The sequence below is a fragment of the Pseudomonas sp. BGA-UO-ETr-WB11 genome (assembly GCF_059567785.1).
The window spans coordinates 68637-87612 of record NZ_JCAQOS010000001.1 but is presented as its reverse complement, the minus strand read 5'-3'; the positions used below and the strand labels follow the sequence as shown (position 1 = coordinate 87612).

The following is an 18976-nucleotide window of genomic DNA, read 5'->3' as shown; positions in this document are numbered from 1 at the left end:
TACCGGTGGTGATAGGCGGCAATCGGCCAGAAGCAGTCATTCGCGAATGACGACTTAAGCTCTGATATGGTTTTGGTCACGACCGTCCGGCTCGAACCGCTATGGATGAACTTCACCGAATCGATCTGAATCTGCTGCTGACGTTGCATGCGCTCCCGAAGATGCATGGAAGGGAGGGTGAAAGCGAGCAAGCTGGTTGATCAAACTAAGGAGTGTTGGCGGGTCTATCGCCCAAGCACATGACGCTCGTACTACATCCATAAGAATGAGCAGAGCGAAGGCGCTCTGCTCATTACGGCCTTCTCACTACGAAGCGGGTGCTACTCAGACTCGGGGCGCTGAAGTACCAATGCGCCGAGAGTCCCAGAACAACGGCTTCCAATCAATTTCTTCGCCGTCGATCAAGACAGTCCCTGCAAGCCACATCATTGGTAGTACCGGCTTAGGAATACTTGATTGGAATACTACAGTGGATGCAAAGCCTTCTGCCCCAAGCTTCCATTTGGAAATTTTAGACGGGTCGATCTCTGGGATGTCGACTTCATGCCCAGGCATATTGGCCCAGTCATGCATTGCAGCTTTTTGCGCTTTTCTTCGTGCTTGGTTTTCGAGATACGGTTTTATCAGTTGTGCTCCGATGTTTCCGCATAACTCGACTGCTGCGGGATATGAATCACCCCATAGTCCAGGGCGAGAGAAAATGTAAGGCTCTACGCTTGCGTCAATCGCTTTTCGGATAGAGTCGTCGCTACGATCTTCCAGATGTGGGAAGGTGCTGTCCGTGCCCTTTCGAATGAAATCGAAACGGTGGTCTGCCGAAACCACAGTAAATTTTCCAGCTGGATAATTTGAGGCTGCAATGCGGGCTGCGGCTAGCCCTGCGTCAGCAACCGCGCCGTACCGAAACTCAATTCTCACTTTAGAATCCATGAGATTTTGAATTTTCGACAGCTTGCCGAGACGCTCGACCAGCTCTACACCGCTCCACAGGCCGTCCTCATAGACGTAGAGCAAGTCCGCCATTAGGCCTTCAAAACAATTAGGATCATCCAGATCAAGCGAGCAGATTTCCTCTTCGTTTAAGAGTTTGCTTAGCACATCACAAACAGTATTGGAGCTCGCGCCTGGCTCATCATCGGTGATGTAAGCATGCATACATCGAAGACCGATATTGTCGTCTTTAACTCGCTTCTCTTTGAACGAATCCCGAAGCTCACCTTGGGTGATTACTCGGAGACCTTTAAGGAGGTTCTTGGCAATGCCTCCGTGCCCAAAGGCGGCCAATTGCTGGTACCACTGCTGGACAGAAGCATGGCCTATGGAGGACTTTTGCCATTCCGCGTCAGCGTAAGCTCTCCACTCAAGCTTATGGTCTCGTAGCGCAGCCTTGATTTTGGTTAGCAATGTTTTCGTCGCCTTGGCGCTTTCCATTTCGTAACCAGTTGCGGCTAATCGCTTTTTATTAACGCTCGCGCCTTGGACAAAAACCTTACAATTTTCCTCGCACTCAGCCTTGAGCATTTGGATGACCTCAGTGGTGAGATCTTCCTTGTCCTCATCCTGAGTCGTGACTCTGAATTGGACAAAACGGCTCCAATCCAACCTGCAAGACTCCGCGATCTCTGCCTTGAGCTGCGTTGCCTCATCTCGATACATGACAATTAAAATCTTGATGCAACGGTCTTGTTTCGAATGCACAACCACGGCTGCCGAGCCTCCCGCACAGCGTTACAATTCAGTCTCTAGGGCGACGAGCTTAGGTTCTCAATTCCGACCTTGGAGTGCGTCTGCCAAAAGACCAGCTGGCAGTTTTATTTCACGCAATTCAGCGATGCTGAGTCGGCTGATGACCTCTACCACAGCACTTCGGAAAATCGTATCGGCGTTACCTACTACGCGCTGATCTTCCCTTTGAGCCATAGGTGTCCGGGGATTATTTCCGCTCTCTTTGGCTATAACCTTTTTAGGCTTACTCAGTTGAGATTCCGACAGGAACATGACGAGACGCGGCTGATTGTCTTCGTCGATCCCGATCGCTGCCAAGCGCTTCTGAAAGAGCTTCTTAAGTTGCTCTATCCGATAAACGCTCCAGACATTCATTTGCTGGGCCGGCAACTGCCGCATCTCTGCGACCCACTGTAGGTACGGAGCAGTCACACCAGGGAGTTCAGGCTGACCTGACGAGTGAGAAGCAATGAAGGAGTCCTTGATATGCTCAAGATCCTCCAGCCTTACTTTCGGCACTATGGTCGCATCTAGTGGCGCCTCGCCTTTTTTCGCAATGACTGGCTGACTGTCCAGCTTACGTATCGCAAGCTGATTCGGCTCATCCGCTTTTGCAAACGCAAGCCAATACCGATATTCAGGCTGAATCTTCAGAGATTCGCCTCTATCGCCAATGAGGTAAAGGACGTCCCCGCCCTGCGAGCCGTTATGGGACAAGGTGTCGGGAAGGTAGAGAGAAATGAATTCTGAAAGGGTCAGCTTCGGCGATTCCAGGTTCTTGAGCCTGAAGTTGCAGTGATTTATTAGGAGCTCACCCACTTTTGAGCCCGTGATGTTCTCACCATGGTGAGACTTCAATTTTTCTTTCAATAAAGAAACAGCTTCTCGCAAATCTTGTTCGTCGTGCATATTCAGTCCTTGAAACAAAAAGGCCCGCGAAATATGCGGGCCGTTTCCGTCGCTTTCCTTAGAAATCTAAGGCTCGCGGTTGATACAATTCTTCGGGTCGGCTTGCCAGCATAGGAACCCACCCTACGCTGCGGTACTACGTCATCAGAAGGTACGAGTAGTCATCCAGTGTCAGAAATCTTCCTCCTGAAGCTTCGGTGCTGCGAACAGTTGTTCACAGATCTCTAAAGCCACACTGCCTAAGTAGTATAGCGATAGCGTCGTATTGCTATCAAGCAGGTGAGTCGCCCCAGTTTTTTGTAGACACCAGATGACCGCTTCTGGCCGACTTCTGCCAGACACTTCAGGCTGGAGTCGACCAGGAGCAGACAGTCAGATTCATCTACGAAACCAGGGTCGATTCAGTCAGGTTCGCGCCGTGCAGATCACTCCAGAACGCAACCTGTACCGCCCGCAGCAGAGTTGAGTAGCAGCGCTACGAGCCGCTTGAGGCACGACTGAAGCGAGTGATGGATGAGGACTGGCAGCGCACCACCCTTTCGACATTTCAAAGCAAGCCAGTTACGCTGGCAAAATGGCAGGCAAATGACGCTCGCCAACGTTTAGCCCCGCAATAGCGCAAGGAGGCGTCACTTATGGAGTCAAAGCGGCGCCCCATAAGCGCATCAAGCGACAGAGTTGTAAAACTTACAATTTCAACATCTAAGCTACTATCATCAAAACTCTTTCAGAAACAATGGTAGCTCCATTTGAGCGGACACACATCAATACAACCCGCAAATAGTTATTATTTAAATATACCGCATGGAGCACTATTATGGCACGACGCCGCAGACCGTCCTCCCCTTCTGCCTGGCTCGCCGGCCTAGTTGGAACCATAGCCATTGTGCTGATTGGCTACTACGGCCGAATTGCAGTTATCGAGAACATGGCTGAACGCCAAATTTTGAGCACCCAACGTATTCAACAGCAAATCACAGAGCAGCAGCTGGCACGCCAACAACAGGCAGCCCAAGCTGACGCAGCGATTCGGCAACTAAAGCGAGATCAAATGGCCCAAGCTGCAGAAGACATGCGCCTGAATGCTGAGCGCGAGCGCCGCCGTAATGCAGCATGGGATCAGTTCTACCAAGAGCCTCGCGGGTGCGATAACTGGCAGAGCGACCAGCACATGGTTGAATGCTTGAGTCTCAAGAGCCACGCCAAAGCTGAATTTGAGCGCAAGTGGTCAACTGGGGATTTTGACCCTCCCCAAGGCTAAAACTAGCTCAGCAGCCGGCACCGTGTATCCCCACATGTATCCCTGACCATAAAATACCGCTGTAATCACCGTATTTACTGGGAAGTTAGCGTCTCCCTCGGACCATCAAACACGCTGAAACGCACTCGCGCTTTCAGCAATAAAAAACCGGCTTATGGCCGGTTTTTTATTGCTCGCGATTCGTGCAGAGACTAGAAACGCCGCGCCCAGCGGCGCAGCCAACGCCGCACATCATCGAGCGCCGGCACGATGGCCAGGGTAATCAGCACCAGCGCCAACGGAACAGTGGCGATATACCCCAGGTGCTTGAAGCCAAAAGCACCCACCACTCCACCCAAAAAGAAGCTCAGGGCCAACAAACTCAGCATCTGCAGCTTGGCGCGATTGACCGCGACCGGCGGGTGCTTGCTCGACCCAGGCGAATTCCAGTACAGCGACTTGCCCAACTCAATGCCGATATCGGTGACGATACCGGTGATGTGCGTGGTGCGAATATCGGCCTTGGAAAGCTTGGTAATCAGGGCATTCTGCAAACCCATAATGAAGCACAACAGCATCACCGTGACTGGCACAAACAAGCCCGCCACCGTGGCCAGACGCGCGCCCAGAAGACCAAAGCAGAGCAGCAAAAAGGCTTCTAGCAGTAGCGGCAAGGCGAACTCGCCATGCAGGTGCCGACGCCGAGAATAGTTGACCATGATCGCCGAACAGGCGGCACCGAGAAGAAAGGACAGCAAGCCACCCGCGCCGCCCAGAACCAGGTCATAAGCGCCCAAGGCGATATTGTCGGCCATGGCCGAGACGATCCCGGTCATGTGCGAGGTGTATTGCTGCACGGCCAGGAACCCGCCGGCATTGATGGATCCGGCTACGAAGGCCAAGGCAAACCCGAGATGCCGGTTCGCCGCCGTCGTGCGCCGACGGCCAGCCAAACTCCTGGCGTAGTGGATTGGCATAAATATCCCGTCGACTGGCGCTGACGGCAAACGCCAGCAGCCTAGATCTGGGTTAGAAGTGGATTTCAGCGCCCTTGATGCCCAGGGTTTTCAGCTCGTCGATCAAATCATCCAGATGGATGAAGGATTCGACTTCCTCGCTGTCGCCTACCAGGAAGAAGCTCCTTCCGGCCCCCTTTTTGAAGAACACGATCCACTCCCGCGTGTTGGCCGGGTTAGCGATCACATGCGTATCAAACACTACGCCTTCTGCATGCCGTGCCTTTACATCTTCGCGCTGCATTTGGCCTCCGCGCCACCGTTCTCTTGCACCCGCCGCGTGCCGACAGCTTAGCCATCACACCCAAGCGCGCGACAACTGGCCTGAGTAAGCCCAGATCAAGCAGATATTATCACCGCATGATAATACAGCGCACATAAAGCGCATTGCGAACGACCTCCACTTCGGCGCCCTAACGGGCTACACGCTACGCCAGAAGCGCCGCCAAATCCCGTTATGGCCGGGTTGCGGCGGCCAGCTTGCTTTTGCTCAGCTCGGCAGCACTGTGGGTTTCCAGGTAATCGCGAATCAGCTGGCGAACCACCTGGGAAGGGGTCAAGTCCTGCGCCGAGCACAGCTCTTCAAACGCCTTTTTCTTAACCGGATCAATCAGTACCGTCAGGCGCGCAGTCTTGTTTTCCATGGACTATCGGTTCACTTCATTCAATAAATGTTAATCAGATTGTAATTACCTGATCATCGACTGTCACCGCCCGGCGCAACCGACGCAAAAGCGCCCCAACGACCCGCGCAGCCCGCTAGTTCCGCTGCTAACCCCGCGACCTTTGGGGGGCTTGGAATTTGCGCAGAAGTTGGCGTAAAGTGATTTTGCTGTGTTTGCATGGGTTGCCTTATTCGTGACCTGGTGCAGTAGATCGTTGTGATCCGCTACGTCCCGCTCGACGTTTCATGCCCCTTGCAGCCAGCCTCAGTACTCTAAGTGTTTAGAGGCTGTCACTAACTTCAGTTGCAAGGATATTGGCTATGTCGAATCGTCAGAACGGTACCGTCAAGTGGTTTAACGACGAGAAAGGTTTTGGTTTTATCACTCCAGAAAGCGGTCCGGATCTGTTCGTGCACTTCCGCGCGATCCAAAGCGACGGCTTCAAGAGCCTGAAAGAAGGCCAGCGCGTCAGCTTCATCGCCGTGCAAGGCCAAAAGGGCATGCAAGCTGACCAGGTTCAAGTCCAGGCCTAAGCTGCAGCCACAAAAAAGCCCCCGCATGGCGACATGCGGGGGCTTTTTTACAGCCGTGATTTAACGCGCGCTGATTTGCTGCTGCAGGTTCTGCACCTGACTTTGCAGGGTGCTGATATTGCGCGTCATCTGCGCCCGGAAGGCATCGAACTCCGCCGTATTGTTTTGCCCCTGACGGTTATCAAGCTCGCTGCGCAGCACCAGTAGATCCTGCTCCAGACGGCTAATGGCCTGGGTTGGATTACCCTGCTTTTTCAGTTCAGCTACATCGCCCGCAACGGCCTTCAATTGCGCCTCCAACTTACCCGCGTCGGCCTGCCCGTCCTTGAGCGCCACTTGCCCTGCCTCTAGGCTCTTGAGCTTAGTATCCAGCTGCCCGGCACTCGCAACTTGAGCCTTTACATCGGCAGCCAGCTGCTCCAGGCGTTTGCCTTGAGCGCCCTGTTGAGCGCCAACGGTCTGCTGCTGTTTGCCCAGCTCAGCGAGTTTATTTTCCAGTTGCTTGAGACGCAGTTTCAGCGCTTCGTTTTCACCGGTCACGCTTGACTCGGTAGCCACCACCTTGCCGGAAATGTCCTGCAAACGTCCCGCAGCATCTTCACTGATACGAGCAAAACTCTCCTGGGTAGCGACCAGTTGCTGCTCCATCAGGGAAATCTGCTGAAAGCTCCACCAGCTCAAACCTGCCAGCGCGATCAGTGAGGCCCCGAGCAACGCCCATAGCGGCCCGGTACTGGCCAACTTTGGCGCCGGCGCAGCCGAGTGAGACGAAGATGACGGTGGCATCTCGCTGGCGCGCGGCGGCGCAAAGCCATCGCGATCACGGCTGCCGCTGGAAAGACTGGGCATCTGATCAAGTTCGTCGAGTGCATCGTTACGCATGGGAAACCCGCAAAAAAATAAGCCAAAGCCAAAGAGCGCCGAGTATACCGCTTCGCCAGCCCGGCTTCAGCGCCGCGCCAGGGCAGTGCAAGCTGCACCGACGAAGTGCAGCAGATGCGACTGCCCACCCCTGCAAGCCAGGCACCGCGCCAACCCGCGAAGTGGTACGCCACTTGCAAATACCCCTGCGTCACAAGGGCCGCGCTAGAGCGGCGCAGTGACTGAGGGCGAGCCGCAACTCGCCGCTCGCCCTGCCGGCCGATCAATGGGGAAAGGCCAGCAGCTCTCTTCAACGTCGGGGGACGTCACCAATGGAACTGACCAAAGCTATTGTCGATTGCATGCAAACGCTGCGTCGCCGTCTGCGCGATGAGTTGGACATCAACATCCGCCTGAGCCAGAGCGATGCGATCAACGCCATGTTGCTCGCCTGCCTGCAGTCCTCCCAGGAAGAAACCCGTGAATTGGGTTCACACCTGAGCGAGTTGAGCGGCATTCATCTGCCACCGCCGCAGCTTAGCGAAGAGCAACTGATCGCCAAGTACACCCGCTATGCCGGGCCGCTGCGCGGTTGAGACTGGCCGTCACAACCCAAGCTCTTGCGCCTGCCAGTTCTGACAAAACTCATCCAGCGCAGACCACAGGCTGACCCGCGGATCGTAGTCGAGGTATTGCCGGGCACGGCTGATATCCAGGGAGAAATTCTTGGCCATCACCGCCACGCCCAGGCGAAACAAGGTCGGTTCGGGCCGCCCCGGCAAGAGCTTGCAGAGCGTCTCATTGAGGGTCGCGGCGCCATAGGCCAGCCCATACGGCAGATGCCGGGTTACCGGCGGCAGGTCGAGTTGGCGCAAAACATAATTGACCACATCCCACAGCGGCACCGGCGCACCGTTACTGATGTTATAGGCCTTGCCTAAGGCTGGCGCACCCGCCAGCAGGGCGCTGAACAGGGCGTCATTAAGGTTCTGCACGCTGGTGAAATCCACCTTGTTCAGGCCGTTGCCGATAATCGACAAGCGCCCCTTGCGCTGCATATTGATCAATCGCGGGAAGATACTGGTGTCACCGGCGCCAGTAACGAAGCGCGGACGCAGAGCCAGCACCTCCAGGCCAAACTCGGCGGCGCCAAAGACCTTCTGCTCGGCCAGGTATTTGGTGGCGCCGTAATGATCGGAAAAGCGCTTGGGCACCTGTTCCTCGGTGATACCTACATGATCGCGACCATCAAAATAGATCGACGGCGACGACAGATGCACCAGGCGCCGTACCTGCTGCCCCAGGCAGGCCTCGACCACATTCTCAGTGACCGTCACGTTGGCCTGATGAAACGCCGCGTAACGCCCCCATACGCCGACCGCCCCAGCGCAATGCACCACCGCATCCACACCACGACACAGGCGCTGCACCAACGCCGCATCGCCCAGATCACCGGCTACCAACTCGGCACCACGGGCCAGCAGAGGTTCCACGGCATCGGCCCGGCGTGCACTAACGCGAACCTGCAGGCCCTGTTCCAGGGCAAATCGTGCGAAGCGCCCACCGATAAAGCCACTCGCACCGGTCACCAAAATCTTCATCCAACCCCCTACCAAGCCCCAGCCATCGTGCCGCGCACTCTAGCAGCGGCAGCGTAGCCTACGCTCTAACCCAGCAAGCCAAAATTGCGCCTCCAGAGGCCGACACAGATAAAAATCAGCCTCGTTCGATTATTTGCACGCTTCTTGCAGAATATCTAACAGCCTAAATCTTTGTCACCCATCTACCCGTGGAGCCGCTGCACATGCCACTACGTCTGAAACTGGCCCTGAGCTACCTGCTAATCGGGCTACTGCCCGTCCTGGCCATGGCCTTCGTGGTCTACCAGCAAGCCAGTGAAGCCCTGCGCGTGCAGACCCTCAATGCCCTGGAAGCCGTGGCAAATATCAAACAGCAGCAACTGCTGGATAACTGGCAGGAGCGCCACAACCAGATCAGCACCCTGGCCAGCAACCTGAGCAACAGCTATGAGGGGCTGGACACCAACGCCCTGCTCAGCAGTTCCAACTATGACCGCCCCATTTTCGAAAACTTTATCGCTACCTTTGGTTACCGCGAACTGAAACTGGTGTTGCCCGACGGCACGGTGATGTTCAGCTTGCTGCGAGGTGCCGACTACCAGAACAACCTCGGCAGCGAGGCTCTGCGCAACACGCCCCTGGCCCGACTGGTGAAGCAAAGCGCTGAAAAGCACCAGGTTATGATCAGCGACCTGCTCTACAACGAGCTTAGCCAGGCGCCAACCCAGTACCTGGCCGCCCCCATCGGCAGCGACGATGAGCTGCAAATGACTCTGGTGCTGGAGCTGCCCATAGCCCCGCTCAACGCCGTCATGCAAACCCGCCAGGGGCTTGGTGAACAGGGGGAGACCTATCTGGTGGGCAGCGACAGTCGCCTGCGCTCAGACTCCGCACGCTTCCCCGACCTGCAGGTCAGCCGCAGCCTCAGTCCATCCACAGCACTCACCGCCGACGCCATCAGCCGCGCCCTCGCGGGTCAGCAAGGCCGCCTGGAAGAGGCCGGACTGGATGGCCAGCCGGCCCTCAAGGTCTTCGTACCGCTGGAATTTGCGGGCAACCGCTGGGCCCTGATTGCGGAAATGGATCAGCAACAAGCGCTCGCTCCAGTACGCCAATTAATGTGGCAAATGCTCCTGCTCGGCCTCCTCACCGTGGTCGCGGTAGCCGCCGCCACCTGGCTGGTGAGCCGCAGCGTGATGCGGCCACTGGGGGGCGAACCCAGCAGCATGAGCGCCCTCGCCCGACGCCTGGCCGCAGGCGAACTCAATCTACCGTCTGTAGAGGGCCAGCAAGCCGGCCTGATGCAAGCCCTGCACGAGATGGCGCGAGCCTGGCGCGATGTCATCGAGAAACTGCGCCATTCCAGTCAGGCCATCGACCATGCCAGCGGCGACATCCTTACCGCCGCTGGGCAAACCAGCGAACGCCTCGACCAACAACAAGAAGCCCTTGAGATGGTCGTGAGTGCGGTCGAACAGATGGCCAGCACGGTGCAAGAAATTGCCCGCAACGCAGCCGACAGCGCCGCCAGTAGCAGCGCGGCACGCGGCGCCTTTGGGCAGATGCAGGGCACCCTGGAGCAGATGATCGGTCAGCAGGGCCGCCTGCTCACTGACATCAGCCAGGCCGGCAACGTGGTCGACACGCTGGCCAACGATGCCTTACAAATTGGCTCCGTGCTCGCCGTGATCCGCGGCATCGCCGAACAGACCAACCTGCTGGCCCTGAATGCCGCCATCGAGGCCGCCCGCGCCGGCGAGCAAGGCCGCGGTTTTGCCGTGGTCGCCGACGAAGTGCGCAACCTGGCTCAGCGCACCAGTAGCGCCACCGAAGAAATTGTCGCCATCACCCAAGCCCTGCAAGGTTCCTCTAGCGAGGCCCTGCAAGTGATGCGCGCCGCCGCAGGCCAAGCCCACGGCCTGGAGCAGGAAACCCAGGTAGTACTCGCAGCACTCAGCCAACTGGATCAGTCCCTGCAAGGCGTACAAACACTGGCCGAGCAGATTGCTGCTGCCGCCAACGAGCAGGCTGGCACTACCCAGGAGGTCAACCAGCACATGCACCGGCTGCATGACATGACCGGCGAGAATCGCCAAAGTGCAGCGCACACCCGCCGCAGCGGCGAACACCTGCTGGAAGTCTCCAGCGGCCAGCAGCACCTGGTGCAGCACTTTATTTTGTAAGCGGCGCTTAGGGTCTGTGGCCGCTTCATCGCGAGCCGGGCATGACCAGCCACTGCCCGGCGCTGCGCTGCAATTGCAGGGTCAGTTCGGCAAGCAACTCGCCGCCATTGCGCCAGTGGTGCCAGTACAGCGGCACATCCAGCACCTGCTCCGGCAGCAACTCGCACAGACGGCCACTGGCTAGCTGCGCCTGCACCTGCTGCTCGGGCACCAGCCCCCACCCCAGCCCGCCTTCGGTCATACGCACAAAGCCTTCGGACGACGGACACAGGTGATGGACAAAGCCGCCCTCGACGCCCAAGCCCTGTAAATAGCGGTGCTGCAACTGGTCATCGGGGCCAAAGACGATGGCCGGGCTACGCGCCAGGGCCGCCGGTGTCACACCCTGAGCAAAGTGCCTCGCAATAAAAGCCGGACTGGCCAGGGCGCGATAACGCATGGCGCCCAGCAACTGACTGCGCGCCCCGGCCACCGGCCGCTCGCTGGCGCACACGCAGGCCGCCACATCGCCAGCCCGCATGCGCTTGAGGCCGACTTCCTGGTCTTCCACCAGCAACTCCAGCAGCACTCGGTGAGTCGCGCAAAACGGCCCCACCGCCGCTGCCCACCAGGTCGCCAGGCTGTCAGCATTCAACGCGATACGCAGCCGCTCGGGCCAAGCGCCCTCATCCAGAGCCGGCACCTGGCCTTGCAGATCGCGCTCCAGCAAGCGCACCTGCTGCACATGATTGAGCAGGCGCCGGCCGACATCGGTGGGCAACGGCGGCGTGCCGCGCACCAGCACCGGCTGACCGACCCGCGCTTCAAGCAATTTGATCCGCTGCGACACAGCCGACTGCGACACGCCGAGCAACTGCGCCGCTCGCTCGAATCCCGCCTGCTCCACCACGGCCGCCAGGGCAGCCAGCAGTTTGTAGTCGAACATTATTAGCAACCCTAATGAGTGATCAGTATAATTTGTTTTCCTTATACGCCAAGCCACCGGACACTGACCACCACGCACTTCACTTCCAGGAACCGTCCCATGTGGCACAGCTATCTCAACGGCATACTCGTGGCCTTTGGCCTGATCATGGCCATCGGCGCGCAAAACGCCTTCGTCCTCGCCCAGAGCCTGCGCCGCGAACACCACCTAGCCGTGGCGGCGCTGTGTGTCTTTTGTGATGCCCTGCTGGTCACCCTTGGCGTCTTTGGCCTAGCTACCCTACTGATGCAGAGTCCACTGCTGCTGGGTATTGCTCGCTGGGGCGGCGCTGCCTTCTTGCTCTACTACGGCGCCCTGGCCTTGCACCGCGCGGTGCGCCCGCAAAGCCTTGGTCAAGAGCAAGACAGTGGCCCACGCTCACGCCGCGCGGTGTTGCTCAGTGCCCTGGCCGTGACCCTGCTCAACCCCCATGTGTATCTGGATACCGTGTTGCTGATCGGCTCACTCGGGGCCCAGCAGGCAGTACCAGGCGCTTACGCACTAGGGGCCGCAAGCGCTTCCTTAGTGTGGTTTTTCACCCTGGCCCTGGGCGCCGCATGGCTCGCGCCCTGGCTGGCACGACCGGCCACCTGGCGCCTGCTGGATCTGTTGGTCGCTGCCATGATGTTTACCGTTGCGGCCCAGTTGCTCATGCCCACCTAAACGGCAACAGACCCTAACCAGGCTTTCCCACACAGTTGCTGCGTGGATAGCACTGGGCTCGGGTGCTATGATCCGGGGTTCGCGGCGCGCCGAGCCTAGGCTCCGAGCCGTCGACCGGCCCGTGAACCGGTCGCGCGCTTGCCGCGCGAGCCCTGACCTGATGCCCTGACCTGATAAATGGAGATAAACCATGGCTTTCGAATTGCCGCCGCTGCCCTACGAGAAGAACGCCCTCGAGCCGCACCTGTCCGCCGAGACCCTGGAATTCCACCACGACAAGCACCACAACGCTTACGTGGTTAACCTGAACAACCTGGTGCCGGGCACCGAGTTCGAAGGCAAGAGCCTGGAAGACGTCATCAAGACCTCGACCGGCGGCATCTTCAACAACGCCGCACAGATCTGGAACCACACCTTCTACTGGAACTGCCTGGCCCCTAACGCCGGCGGCCAACCGACTGGCGCGCTGGCCGATGCCATCAACGCGGCCTTCGGTTCGTTCGACAAGTTCAAGGAAGAGTTCAGCAAGACCTCCATCGGCACCTTCGGCTCCGGCTGGGGCTGGCTGGTGAAGAAGGCTGACGGCTCCCTGGCCCTGGCCAGCACCATCGGCGCTGGCTGCCCGCTGACCAGCGGCGACACCCCGCTGCTGACCTGCGACGTCTGGGAACACGCTTACTACATCGACTACCGCAACATGCGTCCGAAGTATGTAGAAGCGTTCTGGAACCTGGTGAACTGGGACTTCGTGGCGAAAAACTTCGCCGCCTAAGCCCTTGGCCGCTGCCCCTGAGGCAGCGCGCTAAAACAAAAAAGCCCGCATCCATGGATGCGGGCTTTTTTGTGGGTATTGATCCTTCATGGTGGGTTAAGCCGCTACGCGGCCAACCCACCCTGGGTTGCTACGCCTTGGCAGGCTTGACCCGGAACCAGGCGGCGTACAACGCCGGCAGGAACAGCAGGGTCAGCGCCGTGGCCACCACCAGACCGCCCATGATCGCCACCGCCATCGGACCGAAGAACACGCTGCGCGACAACGGAATCATGGCCAGCACCGAGGCCAAAGCAGTCAGCACGATTGGCCGGAAGCGCCGTACCGTGGCACCGACAATCGCATCCCACTGATTGATGCCTTCGGCGATGTCCTGCTCGATCTGATCCACCAGAATCACCGAGTTACGCATGATCATCCCCGACAAGGCGATGGTGCCGAGCATGGCCACAAAGCCAAACGGCTGCTGGAACACGATCAGGAACAGACAGACACCGATCAGCCCCAGCGGCGCGGTGAGGAACACCATGGCCGACAGCGAGAAGCTCTTCAGCTGCAGCATCAGCAAGGTCAGTACCACCAGAATAAACAGCGGTACCCCGGCATTCACCGAGCCCTGGCCTTTGGCCGAGTCTTCCACGGTGCCGCCGACACTCACTTCGTAGCCCTGGGGCAACTCGGCGATCAGCGCCTTCAAGGTTGGATCGATCTGTTTAACCAGAGTCGCCGGCTGCTCCTTGCCGTAGATATCCGCCCGCACCGTCACCGTTGGCAGGCGGTTGCGGTGCCAGATCACACCCTCTTCAAAGCCATACTCCAGGGTCACCACCTGCGACAACGCCACACTCTGGCCGCTGTCGGTTGGAATCGACAGGCTCGGCAACTGCGACAGCTCCTGGCGATCAGCAACGCTACCGCGTTGCATGATTTCGATCAGCTCGTTGCCCTCACGGAACTGGCTGACCGCGGTGCCGGACAAGGCACTCTGCAAGAAGCGCGACAGGTCTGAAGTATTCACCCCCAAAGCCCGTGCACGGTCCTGATCGATCAACAGGCGTACGACCTTGCTCGGCTCTTCCCAATCCAGGTGCACGTTGGCCACATGGGGGTTCTCGCGCACCTTGATCGCCACTTCACGAGCCAGCTTGCGCACCACTTCAATGTGCTCGCCAGACACCCGGTACTGGATTGGATACCCCACAGGCGGACCGTTTTCCAGGCGTGACACGCGCGTGCGCAGGGTCGGGAACTGGGTGTCGAGGGTATTGATCAACCAGCTGCGCAGGACCTCGCGATCCGCCACCGACTTGGTCAACACCACAAACTGGGCAAAGCTCGGGGTCGGCAACTCCTGGTTCAGCGGCAGGAAGAAGCGCGGCGAGCCCGCCCCCACATAAACCACGTAATTGACGATGCCATCGTGCTCTTTGAGCATGCCTTCCAGGCGTTTGACCTGTTCATTAGTGGCCGTCAGCGACGCGCCTTCGCTGAGCTTGAGGTCGACCAACAGCTCGTAACGACCCGAGGCCGGGAAGAACTGCTGCGGGACAAAACGGAACAGCACAATCGAGGCGATAAACAGCCCAACCGTGAGCATGATCACCATACGCCGACGACGTACGCACCAGTCCACCACCTCGCGTACGCGCTGGTAGAACGGCGTCGCATAAGGGTCATGACCGCCTTCACTGCCGCCATGTTTGGCCGCGTGCTGCTTGGCCAGATCCGGCAACAGGCGCTTGCCCAAGTAAGGCACGAACACCACGGCAGCAATCCATGAGGCCAGCAGGGCAATGGTCACTACTTGGAAGATCGAGCGGGTGTATTCGCCGGTGCTGGAGTTGGCCGTGGCAATCGGCAAGAAGCCGGCGGCGGTAATCAGGGTGCCGGTCAGCATCGGGAAGGCGGTGCTGGTCCAGGCGTAGCTGGCAGCAGTCAGGCGATCGAAGCCCTGCTCCATTTTGATCGCCATCATCTCAACCGCAATGATCGCATCGTCCACCAGCAACCCGAGGGCCAACACCAGCGCGCCGAGGGAGATCTTGTGCAGGCCAATGCCGAGGTAATACATGCTGGCAAAGGTCATGGCCAGTACCAGCGGAATCGACAAGGCGACCACCATACCGGTGCGCATGCCAAGCGAGAAAAAACTCACCAGCAAGACGATCACCAAGGCTTCGGCCAGTACGCGAACGAATTCGCCGACGCCGACTTTCACCGCCGCTGGTTGGTCAGAGACTTTGCTCAACTGCATGCCGGCCGGCAGGGTTTCCTGCAGACGGGCGAACTCTTTCTCCAGCGCTTCACCGAGCACCAGGATGTCGCCGCCGCTCTTCATCGACACGGCAATGCCAAGGGCGTCTTCACCCATAAAGCGCATGCGTGGCGCGGCCGGGTCATTGAAGCCGCGGTGGACTTCACCCACATCGCCGACACGGAAGGTGCGATCACCAACGCGAATCGGGAAGTCGCGGATTTCCTTCACGCTCTCGAAATTGCCTGAAACCCGCAGCCGCACGCGGTCAGTCGGGGTCTCGAAGAAGCCCGCCGCAGACACCGCATTCTGTTTATCCAGGGCCTGCTGCACCGCGACCAAGGGCACACCGAGGGTGGCCAGCTTGGTATTGGACAGTTCGACCCAGATTTTCTCGTCCTGCAGACCGATCAGCTCGACCTTGCCCACATCCTTGACCCGCTGCAGTTGCAGCTGCACCCGGTCGGCGTAGTCCTTGAGTACGGCGTAGTCGAACCCCTGGCCGGTCAGCGCGTAGATATTGCCGAAAGTAGTGCCGAATTCATCGTTGAAAAACGGTCCCTGCACCCCTTGCGGCAAGGTATGGCGGATATCGTTGACCTTCTTGCGAATCTGGTACCAAAGGTTCTCCATATCGGTCGAACGCATGCTTTCACGGGCGACAAAGGTCACCTGGGATTCGCCGGGCCGTGAATAGGAGATAATCCGGTCAAAATCGCCGGTTTCCATCAGCTTCTTTTCGATGCGTTCGGTGACTTGTTTGGACACTTCTTCGGCGGTGGCACCCGGCCAACGCACGTTGACCACCATGGCGCGGAAGGTGAATGGCGGATCTTCGCTCTGCCCCAGCTTGGTGTAGGAAAACGCCCCCACCAGCGCCAGCAGCAGCATGAAATAACGCACGATCTGGCCGTTTTTCAGCGCCCAGGCGGAAAGATTGAAATTCATCGGGAGTTACTCCTGCACCGCGAATTCAACCACACGATTATCGCGGTCCACCGGGCGCACCAACTGCCCTTCACGCAACACTTGCACCCCTGCGGCCACCACCCAGTCGTTGGCACTCAGGCCTTCCAGCACTGGCACGGTATTTTCGCCATAGGCGCCAATACGCACGGGCGTGCGCACCAGCTTGAAGGTTTTCGGCTCAACCACCCAAACATAGGGCGCACCGTTCTCTGCGGTCAGGGCCGACAGCGGCACCGCCAGCGGCACATCGCCCTCCACGCGGATAAACACCCGCGCACTCTGCCCAAGCTCCGCCGAGACTTTGCCTTCGGTAAAGGCCACGCGCGCCGCAAAGGTGCGCGACTGCGGGTCGGCCGAAGGTGCCAGCTCACGAATGCGCCCAGGGAAGCGTTCGCCAGCCTGGGACCACAGCTCCACCTCCACCGGTTGACCAACTTTGACCCGGTCAAAGCCCTGCTCTGGGAGGCTGATCAATACTTCCCGCTCACCCGCGGCCGCCAGGGTAAAAACCGGCTGACCGGCTGCCACCACTTGCCCGGCTTCGATCATGCGCTTGGCGATCACGCCATTTTGCGTGGCCCGCAGCACGGCATAGCCGGCCTGGTTGTTGGCCACGTTGAATTCGGCCTGAATCTGCTGCAGACGGGCTTCGCCTGAGCGATAGAGATTTTCTGCGTTGTCGTACTGCGAACGGCTGATCAGCTGACGCTCCATCAGCTTCTTGTAGCGATCACGCTCGGTACGCACCAGTTGCAGGTTGGCTTCTGCGGCACGCACCTGCGCCCGCGCGGCCTCCAGCTGCAGGCGCACATCTTGGGGGTCCAGCTCGGCCAGCGGCTGACCGGCCTTGACCCGATCACCGACATCCACCAGGCGCTTGGCCACCTTGCCACCGATGCGGAAGGCCAGCTCCGACTCCAGTCGCGCACGCACCTCACCCGGATAGGTGTCCATCAACTCCCCCGAAGGCAGCGGATGCACAACCATGGCAGGTCGCGCCTTGGGCTGTACCTCTTCGGCACTCCCACAGGCAACCAACAGGGCAATCAGACTTACTGGCAAAGCGAGAGACAAGGCATGGCGAAACATGATGATCGACCTTCCGCGAAGAACGCTTGGAATTTTTATGCTGGGAATAATTATACTGGCGAGTATAGTAAAAATAGAAAACTCATCAGTCCAGTATTAAACCGCGCAATGTCTAACAAACTGTTACCGCCCAACGGCCCTGGCCGACCGAAAGATCCAGCCAAACGCAAAGCCATTCTCGAAGCGGCGGAAACCCTGTTCCTGCGCAACGGCTATGACGGTAGCAGCATGGACGCCATCGCCGCCGAAGCTGGGGTTTCCAAGCTCACGGTGTACAGCCATTTCACCGACAAGGAGACCCTATTCGCCTTCGCCGTGAAGTCCAAGTGCGAGCAGCAGATCCCTGAACTGCTGTTTGAATTGCCCGACGGCGTACCGATCGAGACCGTGCTGTTAAACATCGCCCGCGGCTTTCATCGGCTAATCAACAGCGACGAGTCCATCGAGCTGCACCGGGTGCTGATCACCCATGGCGCCCAGAACCCGAAGATGTCGCAGATGTTCTACGACGCCGGCCCCCAGCGCCTGATCGATGGCATGGAGCAACTGCTGACCCACGCCACCCTGCGCGGCCAGTTGCAGGTGAGCAATCCACTGATGGCGGCGGATCAGTTCTTCTGCCTGGTGAAGGGCGGCTGTAACTTCCGCCTGCTGATCGGCTGCGGCATCCAGCCGAGCGAGGAGGAACTGGAAGCACAGGTGCACGCCACCGTGGACCTGTTCGTTCGCGCCTACCGGCCCCGAGGGTAATAAATCAGGCCTTCAGCGCCTTCTTGGCGTAGATGTCGTAGCGACTGGATTTGCCTTCTAGCACATAGCTAGGCTTGGCGCCTTCGATGCACGGGGCCTTGCGCGGGCGCTTGACCACTACCCGGTGGCTGGCCAGAGCCAGGGCCGCCGCCAGCAGGGCCGGCGCATCGAGGTCATCGCCCACCAGCGGACGAAACAGGCGCATTTCCTTTTTCACCAGGGCGCTCTTGTCGCGATGCGGAAACATCGGATCGAGGTAGATCACCTGCGGCGCCTCATCCGCCCAGGCACTCAGCAACTCGATGGCATTGCCTTGCAGCAGGCGCATCTGCGCCGCAATTGGCGCCACTTCGGCACTCTGCCGAGCCCGCGCCAGCCCGTCCTCCAGTAACGCGGCAATCAGAGGCTGGCGCTCAATCAGGGTCATGCTGCACCCCAGGCTGGCCAGCACGAAGGCATCACGGCCCAGGCCGGCAGTGGCATCCAGCACATGCGGGCGCACCCCAGGCTGTACACCGACCGCCTTGGCGATCATCTGCCCCGTGCCGCCACCAAATAAACGCCGATGGGCCACCGCCCCTTCGACAAAATCGACCCGTACCGCACCCGGCGCCTGCGGACCGAGCTCGACAAACTGCAAGCCCTCAGCGCCCAACTGCAAGGCAAAGTCGGCGCCAGCCTGCGCCTGCAAGCCCAGGCGCTCGGCCCAGACTGCCAAAGCCGGCTGATAGACAGGTTCAAGGGCTTGCAGGGTGATTATGGCGCTATGCCGCTCGTCGCTCATCGCTAAACATGCTCAAAAA

General features: G+C 58.9%; 17 protein-coding genes and 1 pseudogene. 7 read left to right on the top strand and 11 right to left on the bottom strand.

The genetic code is table 11. The features are described 5' to 3' along the window. Nucleotides 1-324: 324 nt before the first annotated feature. On the bottom strand, nucleotides 325-1656 hold the full coding sequence (locus AC56DI_RS00430; protein WP_496344437.1) for a phosphoribosyltransferase-like protein: 1332 nt from the start codon (nucleotides 1654-1656) through the stop codon (nucleotides 325-327). Between the two features lie 108 nt (nucleotides 1657-1764). Beyond that, complete coding sequence (locus tag AC56DI_RS00425) at nucleotides 1765-2634, bottom strand: hypothetical protein (RefSeq protein WP_496344436.1); 870 nt, start codon at nucleotides 2632-2634, stop codon at nucleotides 1765-1767. Nucleotides 2635-3451: 817 nt separating this feature from the next. Between AC56DI_RS00425 and AC56DI_RS00420 the strand changes: the two genes are divergently transcribed. Next, nucleotides 3452-3895 carry a hypothetical protein gene (locus tag AC56DI_RS00420; RefSeq protein ID WP_496344435.1) on the top strand — a complete coding sequence of 148 codons (444 nt, stop codon included), beginning with the start codon at nucleotides 3452-3454 and terminating at the stop codon, nucleotides 3893-3895. Between the two features lie 194 nt (nucleotides 3896-4089). Here AC56DI_RS00420 and AC56DI_RS00415 read toward each other — a convergent pair. The 3 genes and pseudogenes from AC56DI_RS00415 to AC56DI_RS00405 form a co-directional block, all read right to left on the bottom strand. Further along, a pseudogene (locus tag AC56DI_RS00415) lies at nucleotides 4090-4851 on the bottom strand (YoaK family protein); the annotation flags it as partial. Nucleotides 4852-4903: 52 nt separating this feature from the next. Further along, on the bottom strand, nucleotides 4904-5134 hold the full coding sequence (locus tag AC56DI_RS00410; RefSeq protein ID WP_496344434.1) for a hypothetical protein: 231 nt from the start codon (nucleotides 5132-5134) through the stop codon (nucleotides 4904-4906). A 211-nt stretch (nucleotides 5135-5345) separates the two neighbouring features. Continuing rightward, complete coding sequence (locus AC56DI_RS00405; RefSeq protein ID WP_496344433.1) at nucleotides 5346-5534, bottom strand: ribbon-helix-helix protein; 189 nt, start codon at nucleotides 5532-5534, stop codon at nucleotides 5346-5348. Between the two features lie 341 nt (nucleotides 5535-5875). Between AC56DI_RS00405 and AC56DI_RS00400 the strand changes: the two genes are divergently transcribed. After that, nucleotides 5876-6088, top strand: a complete 213-nt coding sequence (locus AC56DI_RS00400) for a cold-shock protein (RefSeq protein ID WP_324518028.1) — start codon at nucleotides 5876-5878, stop codon at nucleotides 6086-6088. A gap of 60 nt (nucleotides 6089-6148) precedes the next feature. On the opposite strand, the gene AC56DI_RS00395 is transcribed toward AC56DI_RS00400, so the two are convergent. After that, complete coding sequence (locus tag AC56DI_RS00395) at nucleotides 6149-6970, bottom strand: ATPase (protein ID WP_496344432.1); 822 nt, start codon at nucleotides 6968-6970, stop codon at nucleotides 6149-6151. Nucleotides 6971-7281: 311 nt separating this feature from the next. Here AC56DI_RS00395 and AC56DI_RS00390 point away from each other — a divergent pair, with 311 nt between their 5' ends. Beyond that, the gene (locus tag AC56DI_RS00390; RefSeq protein ID WP_496344431.1) at nucleotides 7282-7545 is read left to right on the top strand and encodes a hypothetical protein; all 264 of its coding nucleotides are present in this window, start codon (nucleotides 7282-7284) and stop codon (nucleotides 7543-7545) included. A 9-nt stretch (nucleotides 7546-7554) separates the two neighbouring features. Here AC56DI_RS00390 and AC56DI_RS00385 read toward each other — a convergent pair whose 3' ends face one another. Next, nucleotides 7555-8550: an NAD-dependent epimerase/dehydratase family protein gene (locus AC56DI_RS00385; protein WP_496344430.1), complete on the bottom strand. Its 996-nt coding sequence runs from the start codon at nucleotides 8548-8550 to the stop codon at nucleotides 7555-7557. Between the two features lie 203 nt (nucleotides 8551-8753). Here AC56DI_RS00385 and AC56DI_RS00380 point away from each other — a divergent pair, with 203 nt between their 5' ends. After that, nucleotides 8754-10712, top strand: a complete 1959-nt coding sequence (locus AC56DI_RS00380) for a methyl-accepting chemotaxis protein (RefSeq protein WP_496344429.1) — start codon at nucleotides 8754-8756, stop codon at nucleotides 10710-10712. Nucleotides 10713-10737: 25 nt separating this feature from the next. Here AC56DI_RS00380 and AC56DI_RS00375 read toward each other — a convergent pair whose 3' ends face one another. Further along, a complete protein-coding gene (locus AC56DI_RS00375; RefSeq protein WP_496344428.1) occupies nucleotides 10738-11637 on the bottom strand; it encodes a LysR family transcriptional regulator ArgP in 900 nt (299 codons plus the stop codon). A 99-nt stretch (nucleotides 11638-11736) separates the two neighbouring features. On the opposite strand from AC56DI_RS00375, the gene AC56DI_RS00370 reads away from it, so the two are divergent. Both AC56DI_RS00370 and AC56DI_RS00365 read left to right on the top strand, forming a co-directional pair. Continuing rightward, nucleotides 11737-12339 (top strand): LysE/ArgO family amino acid transporter, encoded by a 603-nt coding sequence (locus AC56DI_RS00370; RefSeq protein ID WP_496344427.1) that lies wholly within the window; start codon nucleotides 11737-11739, stop codon nucleotides 12337-12339. Between the two features lie 190 nt (nucleotides 12340-12529). After that, complete coding sequence (locus AC56DI_RS00365) at nucleotides 12530-13111, top strand: superoxide dismutase (protein ID WP_422587627.1); 582 nt, start codon at nucleotides 12530-12532, stop codon at nucleotides 13109-13111. Between the two features lie 130 nt (nucleotides 13112-13241). On the opposite strand, the gene AC56DI_RS00360 is transcribed toward AC56DI_RS00365, so the two are convergent. Beyond that, nucleotides 13242-16313: an efflux RND transporter permease subunit gene (locus AC56DI_RS00360; protein WP_496344426.1), complete on the bottom strand. Its 3072-nt coding sequence runs from the start codon at nucleotides 16311-16313 to the stop codon at nucleotides 13242-13244. Nucleotides 16314-16319: 6 nt separating this feature from the next. Beyond that, nucleotides 16320-17423, bottom strand: coding sequence for an efflux RND transporter periplasmic adaptor subunit (locus AC56DI_RS00355; protein WP_496344425.1), 1104 nt, complete (start codon nucleotides 17421-17423; stop codon nucleotides 16320-16322). Nucleotides 17424-17531: 108 nt separating this feature from the next. On the opposite strand from AC56DI_RS00355, the gene AC56DI_RS00350 reads away from it, so the two are divergent. After that, entirely contained in the window at nucleotides 17532-18173 is a 642-nt protein-coding gene (locus AC56DI_RS00350) for a TetR/AcrR family transcriptional regulator (protein WP_496344424.1), read from the top strand. 4 nt (nucleotides 18174-18177) lie between these two features. Here the strand turns inward: AC56DI_RS00350 and AC56DI_RS00345 are convergent, their stop codons facing one another. Then, nucleotides 18178-18957: a class I SAM-dependent methyltransferase gene (locus AC56DI_RS00345; RefSeq protein WP_496344423.1), complete on the bottom strand. Its 780-nt coding sequence runs from the start codon at nucleotides 18955-18957 to the stop codon at nucleotides 18178-18180. Nucleotides 18958-18976: the final 19 nt, after the last annotated feature.